We start from the raw sequence: 23,378 nt of genomic DNA, 5'->3' as shown, positions 1-23,378 counted from the left end.
TTTTATGCCGGGGGCGGCTGGCCGCGGCCGCCTGCATCAGTGTTACCTGGCGCGGGCGACGCATCGGGGTCGTCCCAAGGATGTCCCCTATTGCGGGAACGTCCGCCTGGAGTTACAACCCCAGCACATAACAAGTTATCGGCAAGTCCTGTTCGGCATTGGCCGCCGGCTGCCTGAAGCGTATGCCTGGTTTGGTCCGCGGTGCTCCAAAAGAGCTGACGCTGAGCCGACCCGGGCTATCCACGACAAACTGGAGACAAGATGAACGCCCCCCTTACGCCGGCGCAACGCGCTGCGCTCGCCTCCGTCCAGCTGGACGACAAATACACCCTGCATAGCGGCCGCGCCTGGATGAGCGGCATCCACGCCCTCGTGCGCCTGCCCATGCTGCAGCGCGTGCGCGACCTGGCCGCCGGCTTGAACACCGCCGGCTTCGTGTCGGGCTATCGCGGCTCGCCCCTGGGTGGTGTCGACCTGAATATGTGGAAGGCGGCCAAGTACCTGAAGGAACACCACGTCGAATTCCAGCCGGGCATCAATGAAGACCTCGCCGCTACCGCCGTCTGGGGATCGCAGCAGGTCAACCTGTTTCCCGGCGCGCGCTACGACGGCGTGTTCGGCATGTGGTACGGCAAGGGCCCGGGCGTGGACCGCAGCGGCGACGTGTTCAAGCACGCCAACGCCGCCGGCACGTCCAGACACGGGGGCGTGCTGGTGGTGGCCGGTGACGACCACCCGGCCAAGTCGTCCACGCTGCCGCACCAGAGCGACCATATCTTCAAGGCCTGTCTGATCCCGGTACTGTTCCCGTCCAGCGTGCAGGAAGTGCTGGATTTCGGCCTGCATGGCTGGGCCATGAGCCGCTATGCCGGCGTCTGGGTCGGCATGAAATGCATCACCGACATCGTCGAAGTCTCTGCCTCCGTCGATGTCGGCGCGGATCGCGTGCGCATCCTGCTGCCGGAAGATTTCCGCATGCCGCCCGACGGCCTCAACATTCGGCTGCCGGACACGCCGCTGCAACAGGAAGCCCGCCTGCTCGACTACAAGCTGTACGCGGCCCTGTCCTACGCGCGCGCCAACGGCCTGAACCGCGAGCTATGGCAGGTGCCGGCGGACCAGGCGCGCTTCGGCATCATGACCTCCGGCAAGGCTTATCTGGATACGCGCCAGGCCATGGCGGACCTGGGCCTGACCGACGACGTCTGCCGCCGCATCGGCGTGCGGCTGTTCAAGGTAGGCATGGTGTGGCCGCTGGAAGCCACCGGTACGCAGCGCTTCGCCGAAGGCCTGGACGAAATCCTGGTGGTCGAGGAAAAGCGCCAGGTGCTGGAATATCAATTGAAGGAAGAACTGTTCGGCTGGATCGGCACCGGCCGCAAGATCCCCCGCGTGGTGGGCAAGTTCGACGACAAGGACGGCGGCGAATGGTCGGTGCCGCAGGGCAACTGGCTGCTGCCCGCGCACTACGAATTCTCGCCCGCCATCGTGGCCAAGGTGATAGGCGCGCGTCTGCTGCGTTTCGACCTGCCCGACGACGTGCGCGCCGGCATCCAGGCGCGCCTGGCCGTGATCGACGCCGCCGAACGGGCGCTGGCGCGGCCGCGGGTGGTGGCCGAACGCAAGCCCTGGTTCTGTTCGGGCTGTCCGCACAACACCTCGACGCGCGTGCCGGAGGGCTCGCGCGGGCTGGCCGGTATCGGCTGCCACTACATGGTGACGTGGATGGGCCGCAATACCCAGGTGTTCACGCAGATGGGCGGCGAGGGCGTGCCCTGGATCGGCCAGGCGCCCTTCACCGACGAGAAGCACGTGTTCGCCAACCTGGGCGACGGCACCTATTTCCATTCCGGCCTGCTGGCGATACGCGCGGCGGTGGCTGCCAAGGTGCCCATCACCTACAAGATCCTGTTCAACGACGCCGTGGCCATGACGGGCGGACAGCCGGTGGACGGCCCCATCAGCGTGCCGATGATCACGCGGCAGATGGCGGCCGAGGGCATCGCGAAGATCGTCGTCGTCACCGATGAGCCGGAGAAATACCGCAATGTGCAGGGCCTGGCGCCCGGTGTGCCGGTGCATCACCGCGACGACCTGGACACGGTGATGCGCGAGCTGCGCGAATATCCCGATGTGTCGGTGCTGGTATATGACCAGACCTGCGCCACCGAAAAGCGCCGTCGCCGCAAACACAATGCGTATCCGGACCCCGCCCGCCGCGTGGTCATCAACGAGCGGGTCTGCGAAGGCTGCGGCGACTGTTCGGAGAAATCGCACTGCCTGTCGGTCGAGCCGCTGGAAACGGAATTCGGGCGCAAGCGCGCCATCAATCAATCCAGCTGCAACAAGGACTTCTCCTGCCTCAAGGGCTTCTGTCCCAGCTTCGTCACGGTGGAAGGCGGCAAGTTGCGCCAGCCCAAGGCGCTGGCGCAGGAAGGCGCCATCGATGCCGGCGTGCCTGAACCCACGCTACCGGATCTGCGCAAGGCCTACGGCATCTTCATCGCCGGGGTGGGCGGCACGGGCGTGGTCACCATCGGCCAGTTGCTGGGCATGGCGGCGCATATCGAAGGCAAGGGCTGTTCGGTGCTGGACATGGCGGGGCTGGCGCAGAAGGGCGGTGCCGTGCACTCGCACGTGGTGCTGGCCCAGTCGCAGGAGGACCTGCTGAACACGCGGGTGGCGATGGGCGAAGCCGACGTGGTGCTGGCGGGCGACCTGGTGGTGGCCACCGGGCAGGACGCGCTGGCGCGCATGCGGGTAGATCGCACCCGCTTGCTGCTGAATAGCGATGTGGCGCCCACCGCGGCCTTCGTTGGCAACCCGGACTGGCAACTGCCCGGCGGCGATCTGCTGCAGGACCTGCGGCGCGCTTGCGGTGCGGGCAATGTCGACGCGATGGACGCCGCCGAGTTGGCGACGGGCCTGCTGGGGGACGCCATCTATGCCAATCCCTTGATGATGGGCTACGCCTGGCAGAAGGGCTGGATACCACTGTCGCAGGAAAGCCTGCTGCGCGCCATCGAACTCAATGGGCAGCAGATACCCAGGAACCAGGCGGCCTTTGCCTGGGGCCGCCGCGCCGCGCAGGACCTGGCCGCGGTGCAGGCGCTCATTCAGCCTGTGCCCCAAGCGCTGAACCGCAACGCGGCGGCCGGCGCCGACACGCAATTGGACGACGAAGGCGCGGAGGTCATCGAGATCCGCCGCGGCGCGCGTTCAGCAGGAAATGCCGGCAATGCGGGCAGCACGGACAGCATTGGCAACACCATCGTCACGGCCAATTCCGCGGCGTCGGCGCGTCCCTTGCCGGCATCGGTGCAGGCGCTAGTGCGCACGCGCAGCGACTTCCTCAAGCAATACCAGAACGCCGCCTACGCGCGCGGCTACGAGGAACTGGTGGAACAGGTGGCCCAGGCGGAACGGGCGGCCACCGGCACGGCGCGCCTGACCGAGGCCGTGGCGCGCTATTACTTCAAGCTGCTGGCCTACAAGGACGAGTACGAAGTTGCGCGGCTCTACACCGACGGTGAGTTTCTCGCCGCCGTGAACCGCCAGTTCGAGGGCGACTGGAAGCTGAACTTCCACCTGGCTCCGCCCACCTTTGCCAAGCACGATGCGCAAGGGCATCTGGTGAAGCGGTCCTATGGGCCGTGGATGCTCAAGGCCTTCGGTGTGCTGGCGCGCCTGCGCTTCCTGCGCGGCACGGCCCTGGATCCCTTCGGCCGCACTGCCGAGCGGCGCGCTGAAAGAGCGCTGATCAAGGACTACCGGGAGACGCTGTTGCGCAGCATCCTGCCGAAGCTGGATCGTGGCAACCTGGATGCCGCGGTGGCGCTGGCGAACCTGCCGGAGCATATCCGCGGCTACGGCCACGTCAAGGAAGCTTCGATGGAGAAGGCGGCCACGCAAAGGGCCGCGCTGCTGGAAAAATTCTCGGCGCCGGTGCGGGAAATCGGCGGCGTGCGCGCGGCATGAAGGCCAGGCGGGCGCCGCCCCTTTCCGGCCACGCTCAGACCGTGGGTGCGCTGACCTTGCGGCGCACGGGCATGGAGAAGAGTTCCACGCGCGGCTTGGCGACCGCCTTTTCCTGCAAGGTCTGCGCCACGGCTTCTTCCCGCTTGGCGATGATCTCGGTGGCGCGGGTGCGTGCGTCCATCTTGCGCAACCTTACGCTGCCATCGTGCGGGAAGTAGTTGACGCGCCTTGCGTAGACGTCGCCCAGGTCTTTCGCCTTGACGGGTATGCCTTCCGTCTTCAGGTAGTTCAGTACGAACTGGCCATTACGCTCACCGATGTTCATCTGCTGCATGGCCGACAACACCGCGCCGCCGCCGAACACCTTGGCTTCCAGCCGCTCGCGCACCGCCCCTGCCTTGAGCAATTCGTTGATCAGCATTTCCATCGCAAACGCGCCGTAGCGCATCGTGGCGGAGGCGGGGGACTGGCTGTCGCCTTCCGGCAGCATGAAATGGTTCATCCCGCCCACGCCCGTCTGCGGGTCGCGTATGCACGCGGCGACACAGGAACCGAGCACTGTCGTGATCATCAGGTTTTCGCCAGTGACGTAGTACTCGTTCGGCAGAACCTTGACGGCCTGGCAACTGAACGTACTGTCGAAATAGTGGCGCGTCGCGCGGGCGTCACGGGCGGTCGTCATGGATGCGGATCACGAAATACGGAAAGAGGACAGGAGAAAGATTGCCAAAAGTTTCAAAGTTTTCTGAATTATACGAGGTTAGCGCGCATAAACAGTTAAGCCTTTCTTACGTGACATGGAGGCCGGCACCGCCGGCGCGTCATTGCGTCATGGTTTCCAAGCAATATTGCATGCCGGCGGTGGCTTGATAAGGCGGATTAAGCGGCTTAAAAGCGGGTACTGCGCTTGACTGACCAGCGCGCCGACAGCGCGGCCAGTATGCCGGCGGCGATCACCGCCGCCGCCAGCCAGGGCAGTTCCGGTAGATGAATGGCGAAATCCGCGCCATAACTGCGCGCCAGGGACAGCATGGCGTCGTTCAGCGGCGTCAGCGCCAGGGCGGCCACGCCTATGGCCAGCAGCGCGGCCAATGCGCCGGACAGGGCGCCCAGGTACAGGAAAGGGCGCCGCACGAAGGATTCCGTCGCGCCCACTAGGCGCGCCACGGCGATTTCCTCCCGCTGCGACAGCGCCTGCATGCGTACCGTATTGAAGACCGTGGCCAGCACCACCATGGCGACGCTGGCGGCGACGAAAATCAGCCCGATGCGGCCGAAACGCAACAGCGCCTCCAGCCGCTGCACCCATTGGCTGTCCAGTTGCACCTGTTCCACCTGGTCCCAGGTCTTCCAGGTGGCGGCCAGGTCGTTGGCGATGCCGGCCAGGCCTTCGCCGTCGCGCAGGGTGGCGACCACGGCATCGGGCAGGGGGTTGGACGGCAGCACGGCCAGGGCGTCGGACCAGGCGGGGTTGCGGCGCAGTTCGGCCAGCGCGCTGTCGCGGCCGATCACGCGGACATTACGCACCTGGGCGTCGAAGTCCTTGCGGATGCGGTTGGCGATGCTGTCGGCGCTGCCCGCCGGCGCGTTCAGCTTGAGGAAAACCGTGAGTTCGGGCGCTACCGATACCTGGCGCGCCAGGGGCTGGACCGACACCAGGATGGCACCGCCCAGGATGGGCAGGGCCAGCGCCAAAGCCATCACCAGCAGGTTGGCGGCGGAGGAGAACGGTTGGGCCAGCATGCGGCGCAGGGTGATGCCCAGCGCGTAGCGGTGTTGTCGCAGCCAGGCGTTCATGCTTGGCCCCTGTCGGCGGGGGTTTGGCCGGCAGCTTGGCCGGCAGCCTGGGCGGAAACTGGCATGGAGCCACGGCCCGCGGCCATCCCGCCATTCGCGGTGCCTGCCGGCGCAGTGAGAGGCGTCACGGGCGTCGGATGCGAATCGGCGAAGCGGCCCGGGTCGATACGCAGCACCCTTTGGGCATACTGGGCCATCAGCTCGACGTCGTGCGAGGCGATCAGGGTGGTGACGCCGACCCGGTTGAAGTCGCGGAATACGTTCATGATGCGCAAGGCAGTTTCGTGATCGAGGTTCGCCGTCGGTTCATCCGCGATCAGGATGGCGGGACGGTTGACGATGGCGCGGGCGATGGCCAGGCGCTGTTGCTCGCCACCGGACAGCTCGATGGGATTGGCATCTTCCTTGCCCGCCAGGCCCACCTTGTCCAGGGCGGCGCGCGCCCGGCTGGCGGCCGAGTCCAGCGGCTGGCCGGTAACCGCCAGCGGCAACATGACGTTTTCGAAGGCGCTGCGGTCGTACAGCAGATGGGTATCCTGCAAAATCACGCCCACCGCCCGGCGCAGATACGGGCGTGCGCGCGCCGGCAGCTTGTCCAGGCGCTGGCCGTTGACCTGGATGGAGCCACGGCTGGCCGCTTCCAGTCCGCCGATCAGCTTGAGCAGCGTCGACTTGCCGGCGCCCGATGGCCCGGACACGAAGACGAATTCGCCCGCCGTCACGCGGAAGTTGATATCGGCCAGGATATTGCGGCCGCGCCCGTAGGATTTGAAGACGTGCTGGAATTCGATCATGGCGAATGTGTGCGAGTAGCCGCCAATAGTACCGTGCGGCGGTCCGACAGGGATTTCCCGCATGTCCCTATATTTCTCGGAAAGCTACCATCGACCACGCACTTTGACGGCGGTACCCTCCGGCCCCGCCGCAAACTTCATACAAATCCACGGAGATCGCAATGAAAACCTTCAAGATCGCAGCAATCGGTGCCGTCCTCCTGGCGGTATCGGGCGCCGCCCATGCCGGCACCACGTTCGACAACGTAAAGAAGAAAGGTTTCGTTCAATGCGGCGTGTCGACCGGCGTGCCCGGCTTCTCGGCCACCGACAGCAAAGGCGAATGGAAAGGCCTGGACGTCGACATGTGCCGCGCCATCGCCGCTACCGTGTTCAATGACGCCAGCAAATTCAAGGTCACGCCGCTGAATACGCAGCAGCGTTTCACCGCGCTGCAGTCCGGCGAGATCGACGTGCTGACCCGTAACACCACCCAGACCCTGACGCGCGACACCACGCTGGGCCTGATCGGCACGGGCGTCAACTATTACGACAGCCAGGGCGTGATGGTTTCCAAGGACCTGGGCGTGGACAGCGCGAAGAAGCTGGGCGGCGCCACGGTGTGCGTGCAGCCGGGCACCACCACGGAATTGAACCTGGCCGACTGGTTCCGTGCCAACAAGATCGATTTCAAGCCGGTGGTCATCGACAAGTACGACGAAATCGTGCGCGCCTTCTCGGCGGGCCGTTGCGATGCCTTCACCACCGACAAGTCGCAGCTGGCCTCGACCCGCACCACGCTGGAAAATCCCGACAAGTACGTGATCCTGCCGGAGAACTTCTCCAAGGAGCCGCTGGGCCCCATGGTGCGCCAGGGTGACGACCAATGGTTCAACGTCGTGCGCTGGGCCCTCAACGCCATGCTGGAAGGCGAAGAGTACGGCATCACTTCGAAGAACGTCGACGAAATGCTCAAGAGCACCAATCCCAACGTGCAGCGCATCCTGGGCGTGACGCCGGGCATGGGCAAGAACCTGGGCGTGGACGACAAGTGGGCCTACAACGTCATCAAGAGCGTGGGTAACTACGGCGAAAGCTTCGAAGCCAACCTGGGCGGCGGCAGCCCGATGAAACTGCAGCGCGGCATCAACGCGCAATGGCAGCAGGGCGGCCTGATGTACGGCTGGCCGGTACGCTGATTGCGCCGGGGTCGGCCCTTGCCCAATGGCGGGGGCCGGCCCGGTCGCGGTGGATCCGACGGCGGCGGCCTCTGCCGCCCGTCCCGTTGGATCCTGGCTTACCGCTATCAACCCGTCCAGGACGCGGATACGTTATGACGACTTCTTCCAAAACCCCGCCCACCGGGGCTCCGCCGCGCAAATTGTCCTGGAACGATCCGGGTGTGCGCGCCGTGGTCTACCAGGTCGTCGCGTTGGCCGCCGTGGCCTGGGTGATCTGGTTCCTGGTTTCCAATACGCTGCATAACCTGGCGGTGCGCAATATCGCCACGGGCTTCGGCTTCCTTGGCCGCGAGGCCGGCTTCGCCATCGGCGAGACCTCCATCAATTACTCGCCAGCCAGTACCTATGGCCGCGCCATCATGGTGGGGCTGGTCAATACCCTGCGCGTAGCGGTGATCGGCATCGTGCTGGCGACCATCCTGGGAACGCTGGTAGGGATCGCGCGCCTGTCCAAGAACTGGCTGGTGGCCAAGCTGGCCTCGGCCTATGTCGAGGTGATGCGCAACATACCGCTGCTGCTGCAACTGTTCTTCTGGTACGCCATCATCACGGAAAACATGCCGGGACCGCGGCAGGCGCACCAGCCGTTGCCGGGCGTGTTCATTTCCAATCGCGGGCTCAAGCTGCCCACCCTGCAAGGGGACGCGCTGGACTGGATGCTGGGCGGGCTGGGGGTGGCCATCGTCGCCATCGTCGCCCTGGCGCACTGGGGTAACAAGCAGCAGGAGAAGACCGGCCGCATCTTTCCGCTGACGCGCTGGGCCGTTCTGCTGATCATCGCCTTGCCCCTGGTGGGATGGCTCATCAGCGGGGCGTCGCTGGCGCTGGACGTGCCGGTGCTCAAGGGCTTCAACTTCCAGGGCGGCATGACGCTGTCGCCGGAGTTCGCGGCCTTGCTGGCAGGCCTGGTCATGTACACCGGCGCGTTCGTGGCCGAAGTGGTGCGCTCGGGCATCCAGGCCGTCAACCATGGCCAGACGGAAGCCGCCAGCTCGCTGGGCCTGCGCCGTAGTCTGGTACTGCGCCTGGTGGTGCTGCCGCAGGCGCTGCGGGTCATCATCCCGCCCATGACCAGCCAATACCTGAACCTGACCAAGAACAGCTCGCTGGCGGTGGCCATCGGCTATCCGGACATCGTGTCGGTGGTCAACACCACGCTGAACCAGACCGGGCAGGCCATCGAGGGCATCCTCATCATCATGGCCGCCTACCTGACGGTCAGCCTGTCGATCTCGATCTTCATGAACTGGTACAACAAGCGCCTGGCGCTGGTGGAGCGTTGATATGGCAAGCTCCCACACCCCCACCGAAGCGTTGCCGCCGCCGTCCAGGCACGTGGGCGCCTGGGCCTGGGTCCACACACGGCTGTTCTCGTCGCCGCTGAACATCCTGCTGACGGTGCTCATCGCATGGATGCTGTTGATGTGCGTGCCGGCCGCGGTCGAATGGCTGTTCATCAAAGCGAATTTCTCCGCCTCGTCGGCGCAGGAATGCCGCGCCTCGGGCGGCGCCTGCTGGGCCTTCATCCGGGAAAAGCATCGCCTGATCCTGTTCGGCACTTATCCCTACGACGAACAGTGGCGCCCGCTCATCGCCACCTTCATCCTCATCGGCGTCATCGTCTGCAGCGCCGTGCGGCGGTTCTGGAAGCCCTGGCTGCTGTGGGTCTGGGTGTTGGGGCTGACGCTGGTGGCCGTGCTGATGTGGGGCGGCATGCTGGGCCTGACCTACGTCGAGAACGCCCGCTGGGGCGGCTTGCCGCTGACGCTGATCCTGGCCACCTTCGGCATCGCCTTCGCCTTTCCCATCGGCGTGCTGCTGGCCTTGGGACGGCGCTCGAAGATGCCGGCGATCAAGGCCTTGTGCGTCGTGTACATCGAACTGATCCGCGGCGTGCCGCTGATCAGCCTGCTGTTCATGTCGTCGGTGATGCTGCCGCTGTTCCTGCCGGAAGGCTTCTCCATCGACAAGCTGCTGCGTGCGCAGATCGCCATCATCCTGTTCGCCGCGGCCTACATCGCCGAGACCGTGCGGGGCGGCCTGCAAGCCATCCCCAAGGGGCAGTATGAAGGCGCCGATTCGCTGGGCCTGACGTACTGGCAGCAGATGCGCAAGATCATCCTGCCGCAGGCGCTGAAGATCGTCATTCCGCCCCTGGTCAGCATTTTCATCGCGCTGTTCAAGGACACGTCGCTGGTGGTGATCATCGGTATCTTCGACCTGACCCTGGCGGCCAAGGCGGCCCTGTCGGACGCCGCCTGGCGCGGCTTCGGCGTCGAGGCCTACCTGTTCATCTCGCTGATCTATTTCGTCTTCTGCTTTTCGATGTCCAAGTACAGCCAGGCGCTGGAGCGCCGGCTGGCGCGCGGACACCAACGCTAATCGCGCGGGCTGGCGCATCCGTCACGGTGCGCCGCCCGCCTCAAGGGGAGCACCCTCATGGCCGAAGCCATCATACGCATGCAGGACGTCAACAAGTGGTACGGCCAGTTCCACGTGCTGCGCAATATCAACCTGAACGTCGAACCGGGCGAACGCATCGTCATCTGCGGGCCGTCGGGGTCGGGCAAGTCGACCATGATCCGCTGCATCAACCGGCTGGAAGAACACCAGCAGGGGCAGATCGTGGTGGACGGCACGGAGTTGACCAACGACCTGAAGAAGATCGAAATCATCCGGCGCGACGTCGGCATGGTGTTCCAGCACTTCAACCTGTTCCCCCACCTGACCGTGCTGGAGAACCTGACGCTGGGGCCGGTCTGGGTGCTGAAGAAGTCCAAGGCCGAAGCCGAAGCCACGGCCATGAAGTACCTGGAACGGGTCCGCATTCCGGAGCAGGCCACCAAGTTTCCCGGCCAGTTGTCCGGTGGCCAGCAGCAGCGCGTGGCCATCGCGCGTTCGCTGTGCATGAATCCCAAGGTCATGCTGTTCGATGAGCCTACCTCGGCGCTGGACCCCGAAATGGTCAAGGAAGTGTTGGACGTGATGGTGACGCTGGCGCAGGAAAGCGGCATGACCATGCTGTGCGTGACCCATGAAATGGGCTTCGCGCGCAAGGTGGCCAACCGCGTCATCTTCATGGACCGCGGCGAGATCATCGAGCAGAACACGCCCGACGCCTTCTTCGATAATCCGCAAAACGAGCGCACCAAGCTGTTCCTCAGCCAGATCCTGCATTGAGGGACGGGGCCAGGGACCGCGCACTGGGCCCGGCTGTTGTGCCGGCGCGCCAGAATGCCGCGTTTCTTGAAACGTAGCCTGCTCTTGAGTTTTGTCACTGAATGCGTCGGGTTATGCTACGCGCTGCCTATAAAAATGCATTTGAGGAGATGAACTCATCATGGCTATTACTGCATGGGGCGCGGTGCGCCGCATCCTTTTGGGCGGCGCCCTGGCCCTGGCCGCCGTCGCTCCCGGCCTGACCCAGGCCGCCGACTATCCCGGCAAACCCCTGCGTTTCATCGTGCCTTACCCGCCCGGCGGCCCGCTGGACACGATGGCCCGCCTGCTGGCGGAAAAAGTGCGCGATTCGCTGGGCCAGCCCGTGATCGTGGAAAACCGTGCCGGCGCGGGTGGCAATATCGGCGCCGACCTGGCCGCCAAGGCCAATCCCGATGGCTACACGCTGGTCATGGGTGCGGTGGCGACGCACGCCATCAATCCCTTCCTGTTCGCCAACCTGCCTTATGACCCCATCAAGGACTTCGCCCCGGTCACCATCGTGGCGTCGGTGCCGAACGTGCTGGTCATGAACGATGACTTCGCCAAGAAGAACCACATCGAGAAGCTGGGCGACCTGATCGCCTATGCCAAGGCCAATCCCGGCAAGCTGAACTACGGTTCGGGCGGCAACGGCAGCGCCGGCCATCTTGCGGGCGAGTTGCTCAAGGCGCGTGCCGGCATCAATGTCGAGCACATCCCCTACCAGGGCGCCGCGCCGGCGCAGCTGGCGCTGTTGTCGGGCCAGTCGGACTTCATGTTCGACAACCTGGCCGCGTCGGCACCGCTGATCAAGGACGGCAAGGTCAAGGCGCTGGCCGTGACCACCACGGTGCGGTCCTCGCTGTTGCCGGATGTGCCGACGGTGGAAGAAAGCGGCGTCAAGGGCTTCGACCTGGGCACCTGGTTCGGCGTGTTCACCACCGGCGGCACGCCCGCGGCCGTGGTCGACAAGCTGAACAAGGCCTACAGCCAGGCGCTGATGCAGCCGGACGTGCGCCAGCGTCTGCTGACCATGGGCTCGGAAATCAAGCCCATGAGCGAAAAGGAATTCGCCGCCTTCGTGGTCAGCGAGAAAGACAAGTACAAGGAAATCGTCAAGCTCTCGGGCGCCAAGCTCAACTGATCGATCGCGTGTCTTGATGGTTGTGCGGCCCGGGTTCGTCCCGGGCCGTTTCATTTACCCGGGGAACTGGTTCAACGTGGCTTGCCCGGGTTGGGAGTGAACAGGCGCGGCCTGGGCGGATGCGCCGGGTCGCCCTGCTTCTCCAATGTGGACGCCGCCGCCGGATCGATATCCTTCATCGACATGGCCTGCCTGCGTTCGATGATGGCCTTGCAGTGGCGCCGATAGGGTTTGCCTTGCGCCGGGATTTCCACGCTTTCCGTCTCGCTTCCCCTCACCGCCTCCACGATTTTGCGCAGGACCGAGGGCAGTGCCGCGTTCTGCCGCGTGTGCCGCCGGCCGGTGATGGTTTCGCCGCGCTTGAAACCGGGCATGTGCGCTTGTGGATTCACTGGCATCTGCGCGCGCATCGTTGCGCGGGCGCTGCTTGGCTGGACGCTGAAGGTCCGGTCTTCCAGTATCCCGCGTGAGGGCGCCATATCCGCGGAGCCTTGGCCGCAGGTAGGGAGGAATGCTGCGGGGCTGGGTGCGGGCTGGGTGGAGAGCATGTCCTTTTCCTCGCTGGTGGTTGCGCCAGGCGTATCGTCGGGCGACTTCGTCAGGCGAATATTAAGCAGCGAATCGCCGCAAGGCTGTCTCCGCCATTCTGACGTTGATGTGGGAAAGTACTGTTGAGGCAGGAGAATCCACGCCCTGCCCAGGCAGTCTTCAAGCCGGTTTGGCCTTGCGTCCGCGCGAGATGCCCGCGCCCGCCTCGGGCTTGAGTTCGGCCAGCATGGGCGCCGACGCCAGCACCATGGCGGCGATGGACAGGAAGGCGCAGGCGAAATCGAAGTGGCTCGCGTGCTCGCGGCCGGACAGGGTCATCGACAACTGCATCACCCCCGCGGCCAGCGCCACGCCCGCCGCGCGTGGCAGGTTCTGCGCCATGCCGAAGAACGAAGTGGCGGCGGACAGCTTGTCACCGGGGACGTCGGCATACGCCAGGGCGTTCATGCACGCGAAATTCAGCGAACGCGCCAACCCGACGACGACCAGCAGGATGAAGATAGCCGTTTCGGGCCAGGCCGGGGTCAGCGTGGCGCAGGCGGCCAGCATCGCGGCGAAGGCGAAGGTGCCGCCCAGCAGGATGCTGCGCACGCGGAAGCGCTGCAGGAAGAATTGCGTCATCGGCCGCATGCAGAAGGCGCCGATGGCGCTGGCGAACGAGATCAGCCCGCTGCGCGACGCCGACAGGCCGAAGCCCAGTTGCAGGGTGATGGGCACCAGGAAAGGCATGGCGCCAGCCCCGGCACGGAACAGGCTGCCGGCCACCGTCGACGCCTTATAGGTGGGAATCGCCAGCAGGGAAAAGTCGATGGCGGGATGTTCGACACGGCGGCAATGCCAGACGGTCAGGGCGAACAGCCCCAGCCCGGCCACGATGGCCAGCCAGGCCCAGGAGTCCGGCACGATGCCGCGCCCGACGGTCTCCACGCCCACCATGAAGATGCTCAGCGCGGCACCCATCAGCGTCATGCCGCGCAGGTCCAGCTTGGGCGGCCGTTCGGTCTTGCTGGCCGGAATCAGGCGTGCCACCAGCACCAGGCCCAGCAGGCCGATGGGCAGGTTGATCCAGAAAATGGCGCGCCACGAAAACGTGTCGGTCAGGAAGCCGCCCAGCGGCGGTCCGATCACCGGGCCCACCATCGCCGGCATGGACAGCCAGGTGGTGGCCGACAGCAGGTCTTCGCGCCGCACGCCGCGCAGCAGCACCAGGCGGCCCACGGGTACCATCATGGCGCCGCTGATGCCCTGCAGGATGCGCGCCGCGATCAGCCAGCCCAGGCCGCCGGACAGCGCGCAGGCACAGGACGACGCCGTGAACAAGGCGATGGCCGACATGAAGACGCGCTTGGCGCCGAAGCGGTCGGCCACCCAGCCGCTGACCGGTACGAACACGGTCATGGCCACCAGGTAGGACGTGATGGCGGCGCTCAGGTGCACCGTGTTGACGTGGAGGTCGCGCGCCATGTCCGGCAGCGCGGTGGCAATGGCGGTACTGTCGATGTTCTGCATGAACAGCGTGGTGGCGACCACCATCGCGATGATGCGGAAATTGCCGTGTTGAGTCACGGATTGAGTCAGGGGTTGAGTCACGTGTCGAATCAGGGGTGTTTCGCCCAGCCCTTGCTCAATTCCACGGCCTGGCGCCAGCGTGCCAGCCGGGCCTGGCGCTGGTCGTCCGACCAGGTTGGTTCGAAGCGGCGCTCGGCCTGCCATTTATCCGCGTAGTCCTGCTGGTCGCGCCAGAAGCCCACCGCCAGGCCTGCCAGGCCGGCGGCGCCCAGCGCGGTCGATTCGGCGACGCGCGGGCGCACCACCGGCACGCCCAGCAGATCCGCCTGGATCTGCATCAGCAGGTCGTTGCGGGCGGCGCCGCCGTCCACCCGCAGTTCGGACAGCGGGCTGGGACTGTCGGCATTCATGGCCTGCAGCAGTTCGGTGCTTTGCAGGGCGATCGATTCCAGGGTGGCGCGCGCCACGTGCGCACGGGTGGTGCCGCGCGTCAGCCCTATCATCAGGCCGCGTGCGTAGGGATCCCAATGCGGCGCGCCGAGGCCGGCGAAGGCGGGGACGAGAAATACATCATCGGTGTCCGGCACGCTGGCGGCCAGGGCTTCGACGTCGGCCGACTTGGGGATGATGCCTAGGCCGTCGCGCAGCCATTGCACCGCCGCGCCCGCCATGAAGACGCCGCCTTCCAGCATATAAGTGGTCTGCCAGGGCGCGGACGCGGACGCGGATTTGGCCGCGGGGCTGGCCATTGCCGTGGCCATTGTCGCGGACGCCGACGCGGATGCCGAGCCGGGCAGGCCCCAGCCCACGGTGGACAGCAATTGGTGCTTGGAACGGGCGGGCTGCTCACCCACGTTCATCAACATGAAGCAGCCGGTGCCATAGGTATTCTTGGCCATGCCCGGCGTGAAGCAGGCCTGGCCGAAGGTGGCCGCCTGCTGGTCGCCCGCCACGCCGGCGATGGGGATCGGGCCGCCGAAGCACTCTGGCAGGCTGTGGGCGATGACGCCGCTGCTGGGCGCCAGTGACGGCAACAGGCTGCGCGGGATGTTCAGGCGCTCCAGCAGTTCATCGCTCCAGTCCTGCTTGTGGATGTCGAACAGCAGGGTGCGCGAGGCGTTGCTGGGGTCGGTGCTGTGCACCTGGCCGCCGGTCAGTTGCCACACCAGCCAGCTGTCGATCGTGCCGAAGGCCACTTCGCCCCGTTCGGCGGCGGCGCGGGCGCCCGGGACGTGGTCCAGCAGCCAGGCCAGCTTGGTGCCGGAGAAATAAGCATCCAGGACCAGGCCGGTGCGCTGCTGCAGCCAGTCCGCATGGCCGGCCGCGCGCATTTCGTCGCACCAGGGCGCGGTGCGGCGGTCCTGCCAGACGATGGCGGGCGCCAGCGGCTTGCCGGTCTTGCGATTCCAGATCAGGGTGGTTTCGCGCTGGTTGGTGATGCCGATGGCGGCGATGTCGGCCGCGCTGGCGCCCGCATTGCGCATGGCCTCGCGGGCGACCGCCAGCTGGCTGCGCCAGATTTCATCCGCATCGTGCTCGACCCAGCCCGGCTGTGGGTAGTACTGGCGGAATTCGCGCTGGCCGGTGGCGCGGACTACGCCCTCGCGGTCGAACAGGATGGCCCGCGAACTCGTGGTGCCCTGGTCCAGGGCAAGAATGTATTCATTCTTCATTGTCGTTGTTTACCGTCGCTGCCGCCTTGGCTCTGCGGCCGTTTACCTGGTCGCCAGCGTTCGGGTCCAGGCGGCGGAACGAGAAATACGACGCCGCGCACAGGATGCCGATCACGAGGAAGCCGCTGACGGTGTCTCCGACGGATAGTGTATCGGCTCCGCGCAGGGCCATGCTCACGTTCAATGTGACCGCGGCAACCCCCACCCCGATGCTGACGCCCAATTGTTGCGCCATGGCGGCGAAACTGCTGGCGCGGCTCATGAGCTTGGGCGGAATGTCGGCGTAGGTAAGCGTATTGACGCCGGTGAACTGCAGCGAGCGGAAGAAGCCGCCTACCAGCAGGACGACGATCATCAACCAGGGCGGTGTGTCTGGCCGGAACAGGGCGCAGGCCACGATGAAAACGCCGGTCAACACGGCGTTGACGGTGAGGACGCGGCGAAAGCCGAAGCGCCGCACGATGGGCGTGGCGACGAACTTCATCAGCAGCGCGCCCGCGGCGCCGGCGAAGGTGATCATGCCCGCGGCCAGCGGCGACAGGCCGAAGCCGATCTGCAACAGCATGGCCAGCAGGAAGGGGGTGGCGCCCACCGTGAAGCGGCACAGGTTGCCGGCCAGCGTGGAGATGGCGAAGGTGGGAATACGCATCAGCGACAGGTCGATGATGGGATAGTCGATGCGGCGCGAGTGGCGCACGTACCAGAAGCCGCACAACAGGCCGACCGCGATCAGGCCGAGTAACTGGGTATGGCCCATGACGTCGTGGCCGATGGCTTCGAAACCCGTCACCAGGGCGGCCAGGCAGATGGCGCTGAGGAAGAAGCCCAGCCAGTCCAGCTTTGGTGGATCGGCATCGCGTACTTCCTTGATGTAGCGCAAGGTCAGGGCGATGCCGAAGATGCCCATCGGCACATTGATCAGGAAGATCCAGTGCCAGGACGCATAGGTGACCAGGAAACCGCCCAGCGGTGGCCCGATCATCGGGCCCAGCAGGGCGGGGATGGACAGGAAGGACATGGCCTTGAGCAGGTCCTCCTTGGGCACCAGCCGCAGCAGGATGATTCGCCCCACCGGCACCATCATGGCCCCGGCGATACCCTGGGCGATGCGCGACAGTACCAGTTGGGTCAGGTCCTGCGAAATGGCGCAGGTCACCGAGCTGAGGGTGAACAGGACGATGGCGGCGATGAACACGCGCCGCGCGCCGAACCGGTCGGAGGCCCAGCCACTGATGGGCACGAATACCGCCGCCGCCAACAGGTAGGACGTGATCGCCACGTTCAGCCGCACCGGGGTGGACCCCAACGACGCGGCCATGGCCGGCAGGGCGGTGGCTACCACCGTGGCGTCCAGCATCTGCATGAACAGCGCGCAGCCCACGATGAAGGGAATCATGCGGGCGGCGCGCAGGGCGTCGGGGTCTTGGAGGGATGGCGAGGGCAGAGCCGAGGAGGAGGCGGAAGAAGTCGAGGCAGACATGGGGGTCCGGGAGGCGCGGCGGAGGGCGACAGCAGAAGCCCGCACATTGTAAACCCGGGGCTCTGACGGGCGGCTTGACGCCCCGGCGGGCAGTTTGGCAGCGGTGCAGTAAACTGGCGGCAACTTGCCAATTACCTACCAACTACCCACCGACACTGGTGCCATGGCCAAAACCTACGAATCCGAGATCACCCTGTTCCTGAAGAACTTCAAACAGGCCCATCCCGATGTCGAAAAGCGCCAGCGCGAAGGCCGCGGCCTGCTCTGGGACAAGCCGCAGGATCCTGAACTGCTCGAAGGATTCCGCGCTGCCCGCGTGCAGCAGAAGCCTTACGTCTATTCAGCGGACTGACGCGTTCGGTCCCGGCCATGCCGCAGCATCGTTCCGTGCCAGGTCCCGACCTGGCCGCGCTGGTGGAACCCCCTGTGGATAGCACGCCCGACATCGTCGACAGCGTAGCGTTCGCTCGCCTGTATGGCGAGCCGCTGTTCAAGATGCCGCAGGATCTCTACATCCCGCCGGACGCGCTTGAAATCTTCCTGGAGGCCTTCGAGGGGCCGCTGGATCTGCTGCTGTACCTGATCCGCAAGCAGAACTTCAATGTGCTGGACATCCCCATGGCGGATGTCACCAGACAGTATCTGTCGTATGTCGAACAGATTCGCCTGCACAACCTGGAGCTGGCGGCGGAATACCTGCTCATGGCGGCGATGCTGATCGAGATCAAGTCGCGCATGCTGTTGCCGGTGAAGAAGAGCGACACCGGCGAGGAAGTCGAGGATCCGCGTGCCGAACTGGTGCGGCGCCTGCTCGAATACGAACAAATGAAGCTGGCGGCGCAAAAGCTGGACCAGCTGCCGCAACTGGGCCGCGATTTCACCCGCGCCCAGGCCGTGGCCGAACTGACCGTCGAGCGCGCCATGCCGGATGTCAGTGCCGAGGACCTGCGCCAGGCCTGGGCCGACATCATGAAGCGGGCCAAGCTCAACGCGCACCATCACATCACGCGTGAACAGCTGTCCGTGCGCGATCACATGACGCACATCCTGCGGCGCCTGAACGACGTGCGCTTCATGGAGTTCACCGACATGTTCATGGAGCGCCTGGACGAAGGAGCGACCGCCGCCGTGGTGGTGGTGCATTTCATCGCCATGCTGGAACTGGCGCGCGAGTCGCTGCTGGAAATTACACAGGCCGAGCCCTACGCGCCCATATACGTCCGCCTGGCTTATACCAGCGTGGCGCAGGCGGCCTGAGCGTACGCACGCCAGGCCGCAGCTTTATCCGGAGACATTCTTGAAAGTCGTACACAGCATCCAGGAACTGCGCGATCATTTGCGCGGGCAGAACCGTGTTTCGTTCGTGCCGACGATGGGCAACCTGCACGCGGGCCATCTGGCGCTGATGAAACTGGCGCGCCAGCATGGCGATCCCGTCGTTGCCAGCATTTTCGTCAATCGCCTGCAGTTCGGTCCGTCCGAGGACTTCGATCGCTACCCGCGCACGCTGGCCGAGGACATCGAAAAGCTGGAGCGCCAGCGCGACGTCTACGTGCTGTTCGCGCCGGACGAAAAAGAGATGTACCCGGAGCCGCAGAATTATCGCGTGCAACCGCCCGATGACCTGGGCGACATCCTGGAGGGCGAGTTCCGGCCCGGCTTCTTCAAGGGTGTCTGTACCGTGGTGCTGAAGTTGCTGTCCTGCGTGCAGCCGCGCGTGGCGGTGTTCGGCAAGAAGGACTACCAGCAGCTGATGATCGTGCGCGCCATGTGCCGCCAGTTCCAGTTGCCGGTCGAAGTGCTGGCCCATGAAACGGTGCGCGCCGACGACGGTCTGGCGCTATCCTCGCGTAATCGTTATCTGACCGATGCCGAACGCGCCGAGGCGCCGCGGCTGTATGCGCAGCTGCAGGCCATGCAACAGCGCGTGAAGTCGGGCCTGCAGGATGTGGTGGCGCTGGAGCAGGAAGCGGCTGCCCCCCTGGCCGCGCGCGGCTGGGAGGTCGACTATATGTCGCTGCGCCGCCAACGTGATTTGAAGGCGCCCGACAGCGCCGACTTCCAGGCGGGCGAGCCGCTGGTGGTGCTGGCCGCGGCCAAGCTGGGCAAGACCCGGTTGATCGACAACCTTGAGTTGTAATGCGCCTGCATGGCGCGTACGAACGATGCGTACGAGTCATGCGCTCGCGTAGTACACCTATGTAGGACGGGCCTGTCCACCCTGTAAGTTCTGGCAGCTTACAGGGCAAGGACACGCATGCAAGACTCCCTTCCATCCCAGCCACGGAGGAAGGGTCCCATGATGTCTCGTATGCATGTGCCGGCAATACGGGCGCCGGCCTGTACGCCCCAGCCGGCCTGTTCGCCACAGATAGAACTCACGTTCCGCGAGCGGGAGATCTTGCCCTATCTGATCAGCGGCAAGTCCAACAAATACATCTCCATCGAAATGTCGATATCGATGCGTACGGCGGAAGCCCATCGCGCCAACATCCTGCGCAAGGTTGGCGTACGTTCGACCATGGAGCTGGCATGCCGGATGTGCCCGCACCGGCGGGCCCGGGAATGATCAGGTCAGGGATTGCACTTCGGCGGCGTCTGCTTGCCCAGTTCGTCGATGGGATCGAGGTCAGGCTGGCGCGTCAGCGTGTAGTTCAGATTGGGCGCGACACCGGCCAGCGAGCGCAGGCGCAAGACATTATTGGCGGCGACCACGAATTCGGCGCGTGAGTTGCCGTCGGCGCCCGTCAGGAAGACGCGCGGCGGCTTTTCGTCGGTGGAGTCCCAGCAGCCTTGCTCGGCCACGGCCTTTTCCTTGTGGCTGGCATCTTCCAGGTAGGCGGAACGGCCGCGCCAACGGCCATTGGGCGCCAGGGTCAGGGTGATGCGCTGGGCTTCGCAATTCAGGCCGGCGGCGAAACAGGGCAGGGTGCCCATATAGGTCTGCGGCTGCGGCACCAGCTTGCTGGCCGCCTGGCCGGCCGCGGGGGCGAGCGCCGGCGCGTCGGCGCTGGCGATGGTGACCGGGGCGGCTTGGCCGTCCTCGGTGGTACGGCCTTGCTGCACGGCCTGCTGTTGTTGCGCGGCGGCTTGCTGTTGCTGGCTGGGGGTGGCCGGCTTCAGGTCGATCTGCAACTGCGAGGGGGCGCGGAACATAGGACGGGACCCGGCGTTGTTCGCGTTGTACTGGGCATCGCCCAGCGTGCTGGCGCCCGGCGGATCGTAGTAGCCGGGTTCGCGCTGCTGGGCGCAACCGGTCAGCGGCCCCAGGATGGCCAAGGCGATGAGGCCGGAGGCCGTCAGGCTCGTACGTGCGGAAACAGGGGCAGGCGAGGGTCGTTCGAGCGCGGCGGCAGGCATGATGTATCCAGAAATCAAAATTTAGAGGTAATTCTACGCATGATTGGGGCGCCGCGGGCGGCGGCTTGGGGCGGCGATTTGGACATTCGGCCGCCGCGCTCAATAATGCGCGTCGACGGCCGTTGCCACGGCCCCATAGGGAGCACCATGCAGTCCATATTTGCCATCGGCACCACCAGCGCGATCTTCCTGGCCGCCATCGCGGGCCTGGTGGTCGGGTCCTGGTTGACCAGGGTGGTGGACCGCCTTCCGCGCATCATGGACTACGACTGGGAAGCCCAGTTCCGCGAATGGCGGGGCGAGGCCACGCAGCCGGAAGAAGATCGCCCCAGCCTGTGGCGGCGCGCCTGCCGCTGCCCGGCCTGCCAGGCGCCGGTCACCGGCTGGCGCCGCCTGCCCCTGCTCGGCTGGCTGTTGCTGCGGGGCCGCTGCGGCGCTTGCGGCCAGTCCATCTCGTGGCGTTATCCGGTGCTCGAAGGCATGACGGCCCTGGGCTTCGCCGCCTGTGTCTGGCGTTTCGGGCCGGGTGTCCAGGCCGTGTGGGCCATGCTGCTGGTGGCGGGCTTGCTGGCGCTGGCCTGGATAGACATGGATACCGGCCTGCTGCCCGACGTCATCACGCTGCCGCTGCTGTGGGCGGGCCTGCTGGCCAATGTCGCCGACACCTTCGCGCCCACGACCCAGGCGGTATTGGGCGCGGCGGTGGGCTATGGCCTGTTGTGGCTGCTGTTTCATGGCTACCGCATGCTGACCGGACGCGAAGGCATGGGCTACGGCGACTTCAAGTTGCTGGCGGCCCTGGGGGCCTGGCTGGGCCTGGCGGCACTCCCGCTGCTGCTGCTGGCGGCCTCCCTGACCGGTGCCTTGGCGGGTTTGTTCCTGATCGCCACGCGACGGGCGCGGCGCGGCCAACCGCAACCATTCGGCCCTTATCTGGCGGCGGCTGGTATCGTGGCGTTGTTCTGCGGCGGACTGCCGCCTGGCTGGCTCACGTGATGATTCGTATCCACATCCGCAACGATGGGTAACCAGAGGCAAGTACAAACCCCTTCATGATGTCCGCATCCTCACCTTCCACCCATTTGAAAATCGGCCTGACCGGCGGTATCGGGTCGGGCAAGACTTATGTCGCCGACCTGCTGGCCGAGTGGGGCGCCAGCGTGATCGATACGGACCGGATCGCGCATGCGCTGACGGCCCCGGGTGGTGCCGCCATGCCGGCCATCGAACAGGCCTTCGGCGCGCGCGCACGCCGTGCGGACGGTGCGCTTGACCGCGACTGGATGCGCGAACAGGTGTTCGCCGATGCGCAAGCGCGCGGGCGGCTGGAAGCCATTTTGCATCCGCTGATCGGCGCGCGAACCGACGCCCAAGCCGCGGCCGCGACGGGATGCTATGTGGTCTTCGTGGTGCCCCTGTTGATCGAATCCGGTCGCTGGGTGCAAAGGGTCGATCGCGTCTGTGTAATCGATTGCGATCCCGAGACACAGATTGCACGCGTGCAGTCGCGCAGCGGGCTGACGATATCGACCATCCAGCGTATTATGGCGGCACAGGTCGCGCGGGCAACCCGCCTGGCGGCCGCGCACGACGTGATACTCAACGACGGCGCGACCTCGCCGGAACAATTGCGCGCGCGGGCGAAAACCCTGCATGAACAATGGTGCGCGCTGGCGGCGTCACTGCCGGCGTCCACCCATCGCGGTGCATGATGTTCCCCCAACCATTCCGGCTTCGGCCGGTTTATTGACGGACCTGTATCGAGCGTGATTCTTTACGAATATCCCTTCAACGAGCGTATCCGGGCATACCTGCGCCTTGAATACCTCTTCGACCGGTTGTTCTATTTCGCCCGTCCTGGCGACGCCAAGAATCATCAGATCGCTGTCGCGACCATCTTCGATATCCTCGATGCCATCGAGCGTACCGACATCAAGACTTCGGTATTGCAGGACATGGAGCGTCAGCGTCTGCAACTGGTGGCCTTGCGCGATCACCCCGGCGTGTCGCAGGACGCGCTCGAAGGCATGCTGCGCGAAATGGAAAAGACCACCAGCGGCTTGTCCACCCAGGGCAAGGCCGGCCAGCCGCTGCGTGAAAACGAATGGCTGGTGAGCTTGCGCGGACGCCTGGCGGTGCCGGGCGGCGCCACGCAGATCGAAATGCCCTCCTACCATGCGTGGCAGCACAAGCCCGAGGAAGTGCGCTGCGCCGACCTGCAGGCCTGGATGGCGCCGCTCAAGCCGCTGAGCGAGGGCGTGACCATAGGCTTGCGCCTGATGCGCGAATCGGGCCGCAAGCAGGAGGCGACGGCCGAGCAGGGCGCTTTCCAGCAGATGCTGGGCGGCCGCTCGCACCAGCTGCTGCGGGTCTGGGTGGCCGACGATGCCGGCGTCTTCCCCGAGATAAGCGCCAATAAGTACATGATTTGGATCAGGTTTTCCACGCAGGGCGGGGAAGCCAAGCCACAGCAGGTAAGCCGCGACGTACCGTTCCAGATGTCGCTCTGCAGCACCTGAGCGGTGGAAGGGCGCCGGGGCGCTCTCGCCCGCGCGGAGCAGGCCAGGTCGAGGCCAACGCACGTCTAAATAGCGTGAAATCGATGCGGCTTATCCTGTTTTTGCCCTCAGATCGCTAAATCATGTTGCGGACGATTTCAAATCACAGTCGTTC

Annotated in this window: 21 protein-coding genes; 13 read left to right on the top strand and 8 right to left on the bottom strand. The window is 65.5% G+C overall.

Going from position 1 to position 23,378, the window contains the following annotated elements; genetic code table 11:
- Window positions 1-261 precede the first annotated feature (261 nt).
- The gene (locus CEY05_RS14410) at window positions 262-3,978 is read left to right on the top strand and encodes an indolepyruvate ferredoxin oxidoreductase family protein (protein ID WP_088599001.1); all 3,717 of its coding nucleotides are present in this window, start codon (window positions 262-264) and stop codon (window positions 3,976-3,978) included.
- A gap of 34 nt (window positions 3,979-4,012) precedes the next feature.
- Here the strand turns inward: CEY05_RS14410 and cheD are convergent, their stop codons facing one another.
- The 3 genes from cheD to CEY05_RS14395 all read right to left on the bottom strand — a co-directional run bounded on the left by cheD (window position 4,013) and on the right by CEY05_RS14395 (window position 6,569).
- Window positions 4,013-4,660, bottom strand: a complete 648-nt coding sequence (gene cheD, locus CEY05_RS14405) for a chemoreceptor glutamine deamidase CheD (protein WP_088599000.1) — start codon at window positions 4,658-4,660, stop codon at window positions 4,013-4,015.
- Window positions 4,661-4,866: 206 nt separating this feature from the next.
- Window positions 4,867-5,775 (bottom strand): ABC transporter permease, encoded by a 909-nt coding sequence (locus CEY05_RS14400; RefSeq protein WP_088598999.1) that lies wholly within the window; start codon window positions 5,773-5,775, stop codon window positions 4,867-4,869.
- A complete protein-coding gene (locus tag CEY05_RS14395; RefSeq protein ID WP_233161558.1) occupies window positions 5,772-6,569 on the bottom strand; it encodes a cell division ATP-binding protein FtsE in 798 nt (265 codons plus the stop codon). The genes CEY05_RS14400 and CEY05_RS14395 overlap by 4 nt, the downstream gene beginning before the upstream one ends.
- 161 nt (window positions 6,570-6,730) lie before the next feature.
- Between CEY05_RS14395 and CEY05_RS14390 the strand changes: the two genes are divergently transcribed.
- The 5 genes from CEY05_RS14390 (at window position 6,731) to CEY05_RS14370 (ending at window position 12,134) form a co-directional block, all read left to right on the top strand.
- The gene (locus CEY05_RS14390) at window positions 6,731-7,747 is read left to right on the top strand and encodes an amino acid ABC transporter substrate-binding protein (RefSeq protein WP_088598998.1); all 1,017 of its coding nucleotides are present in this window, start codon (window positions 6,731-6,733) and stop codon (window positions 7,745-7,747) included.
- 134 nt (window positions 7,748-7,881) lie between these two features.
- Window positions 7,882-9,072, top strand: a complete 1,191-nt coding sequence (locus CEY05_RS14385; RefSeq protein ID WP_088598997.1) for an amino acid ABC transporter permease — start codon at window positions 7,882-7,884, stop codon at window positions 9,070-9,072.
- A gap of 1 nt (window position 9,073) precedes the next feature.
- Window positions 9,074-10,171: an amino acid ABC transporter permease gene (locus CEY05_RS14380; protein WP_088598996.1), complete on the top strand. Its 1,098-nt coding sequence runs from the start codon at window positions 9,074-9,076 to the stop codon at window positions 10,169-10,171.
- Window positions 10,172-10,228: 57 nt separating this feature from the next.
- Window positions 10,229-10,969, top strand: coding sequence for an amino acid ABC transporter ATP-binding protein (locus CEY05_RS14375; RefSeq protein WP_088598995.1), 741 nt, complete (start codon window positions 10,229-10,231; stop codon window positions 10,967-10,969).
- A 160-nt stretch (window positions 10,970-11,129) separates the two neighbouring features.
- Complete coding sequence (locus CEY05_RS14370; RefSeq protein ID WP_088598994.1) at window positions 11,130-12,134, top strand: tripartite tricarboxylate transporter substrate binding protein; 1,005 nt, start codon at window positions 11,130-11,132, stop codon at window positions 12,132-12,134.
- A 71-nt stretch (window positions 12,135-12,205) separates the two neighbouring features.
- Here the strand turns inward: CEY05_RS14370 and CEY05_RS14365 are convergent, their stop codons facing one another.
- From CEY05_RS14365 to CEY05_RS14350, 4 genes are all read right to left on the bottom strand, one after another.
- Window positions 12,206-12,682 carry a hypothetical protein gene (locus CEY05_RS14365; RefSeq protein WP_158219337.1) on the bottom strand — a complete coding sequence of 159 codons (477 nt, stop codon included), beginning with the start codon at window positions 12,680-12,682 and terminating at the stop codon, window positions 12,206-12,208.
- Window positions 12,683-12,842: 160 nt separating this feature from the next.
- A complete protein-coding gene (locus CEY05_RS14360; protein WP_088598992.1) occupies window positions 12,843-14,216 on the bottom strand; it encodes an MFS transporter in 1,374 nt (457 codons plus the stop codon).
- A 65-nt stretch (window positions 14,217-14,281) separates the two neighbouring features.
- Window positions 14,282-15,865: a glycerol kinase GlpK gene (gene glpK / locus CEY05_RS14355; RefSeq protein ID WP_088598991.1), complete on the bottom strand. Its 1,584-nt coding sequence runs from the start codon at window positions 15,863-15,865 to the stop codon at window positions 14,282-14,284.
- Window positions 15,855-17,261 carry a DHA2 family efflux MFS transporter permease subunit gene (locus tag CEY05_RS14350; protein ID WP_369825955.1) on the bottom strand — a complete coding sequence of 469 codons (1,407 nt, stop codon included), beginning with the start codon at window positions 17,259-17,261 and terminating at the stop codon, window positions 15,855-15,857. The genes glpK and CEY05_RS14350 overlap by 11 nt, the downstream gene beginning before the upstream one ends.
- Before the next feature lie 247 nt (window positions 17,262-17,508).
- Between CEY05_RS14350 and CEY05_RS14345 the strand changes: the two genes are divergently transcribed.
- The 4 genes from CEY05_RS14345 to CEY05_RS14330 all read left to right on the top strand — a co-directional run bounded on the left by CEY05_RS14345 (window position 17,509) and on the right by CEY05_RS14330 (window position 19,914).
- Window positions 17,509-17,697 carry a DUF3460 family protein gene (locus CEY05_RS14345; RefSeq protein WP_088598989.1) on the top strand — a complete coding sequence of 63 codons (189 nt, stop codon included), beginning with the start codon at window positions 17,509-17,511 and terminating at the stop codon, window positions 17,695-17,697.
- Between the two features lie 17 nt (window positions 17,698-17,714).
- On the top strand, window positions 17,715-18,602 hold the full coding sequence (locus CEY05_RS14340; RefSeq protein WP_088598988.1) for a ScpA family protein: 888 nt from the start codon (window positions 17,715-17,717) through the stop codon (window positions 18,600-18,602).
- Window positions 18,603-18,642: 40 nt separating this feature from the next.
- A complete protein-coding gene (gene panC / locus CEY05_RS14335; RefSeq protein WP_088598987.1) occupies window positions 18,643-19,485 on the top strand; it encodes a pantoate--beta-alanine ligase in 843 nt (280 codons plus the stop codon).
- A 159-nt stretch (window positions 19,486-19,644) separates the two neighbouring features.
- Entirely contained in the window at window positions 19,645-19,914 is a 270-nt protein-coding gene (locus CEY05_RS14330; protein WP_088598986.1) for a LuxR C-terminal-related transcriptional regulator, read from the top strand.
- 5 nt (window positions 19,915-19,919) lie between these two features.
- On the opposite strand, the gene CEY05_RS14325 is transcribed toward CEY05_RS14330, so the two are convergent.
- Window positions 19,920-20,705, bottom strand: a complete 786-nt coding sequence (locus CEY05_RS14325; protein ID WP_088598985.1) for a copper resistance protein NlpE N-terminal domain-containing protein — start codon at window positions 20,703-20,705, stop codon at window positions 19,920-19,922.
- 147 nt (window positions 20,706-20,852) lie between these two features.
- On the opposite strand from CEY05_RS14325, the gene CEY05_RS14320 reads away from it, so the two are divergent.
- The 3 genes from CEY05_RS14320 to zapD are packed head-to-tail and all read left to right on the top strand — an operon-like array spanning window position 20,853 to window position 23,224.
- Window positions 20,853-21,701, top strand: a complete 849-nt coding sequence (locus tag CEY05_RS14320; protein ID WP_088598984.1) for an A24 family peptidase — start codon at window positions 20,853-20,855, stop codon at window positions 21,699-21,701.
- A gap of 59 nt (window positions 21,702-21,760) precedes the next feature.
- Window positions 21,761-22,417, top strand: coding sequence for a dephospho-CoA kinase (gene coaE, locus CEY05_RS14315; protein WP_088599232.1), 657 nt, complete (start codon window positions 21,761-21,763; stop codon window positions 22,415-22,417).
- A gap of 54 nt (window positions 22,418-22,471) precedes the next feature.
- Window positions 22,472-23,224, top strand: coding sequence for a cell division protein ZapD (gene zapD, locus CEY05_RS14310; RefSeq protein ID WP_088598983.1), 753 nt, complete (start codon window positions 22,472-22,474; stop codon window positions 23,222-23,224).
- The last annotated feature ends 154 nt before the right edge of the window (window positions 23,225-23,378 follow it).

The sequence above is a fragment of the Achromobacter sp. HZ34 genome (genome assembly GCF_002209485.1).
Taxonomy (GTDB): domain Bacteria; phylum Pseudomonadota; class Gammaproteobacteria; order Burkholderiales; family Burkholderiaceae_B; genus Bordetella_C.
The sequence above is the reverse complement of the archived record's forward strand: the minus strand, read 5'-3'. Positions and strand labels throughout refer to the sequence as shown.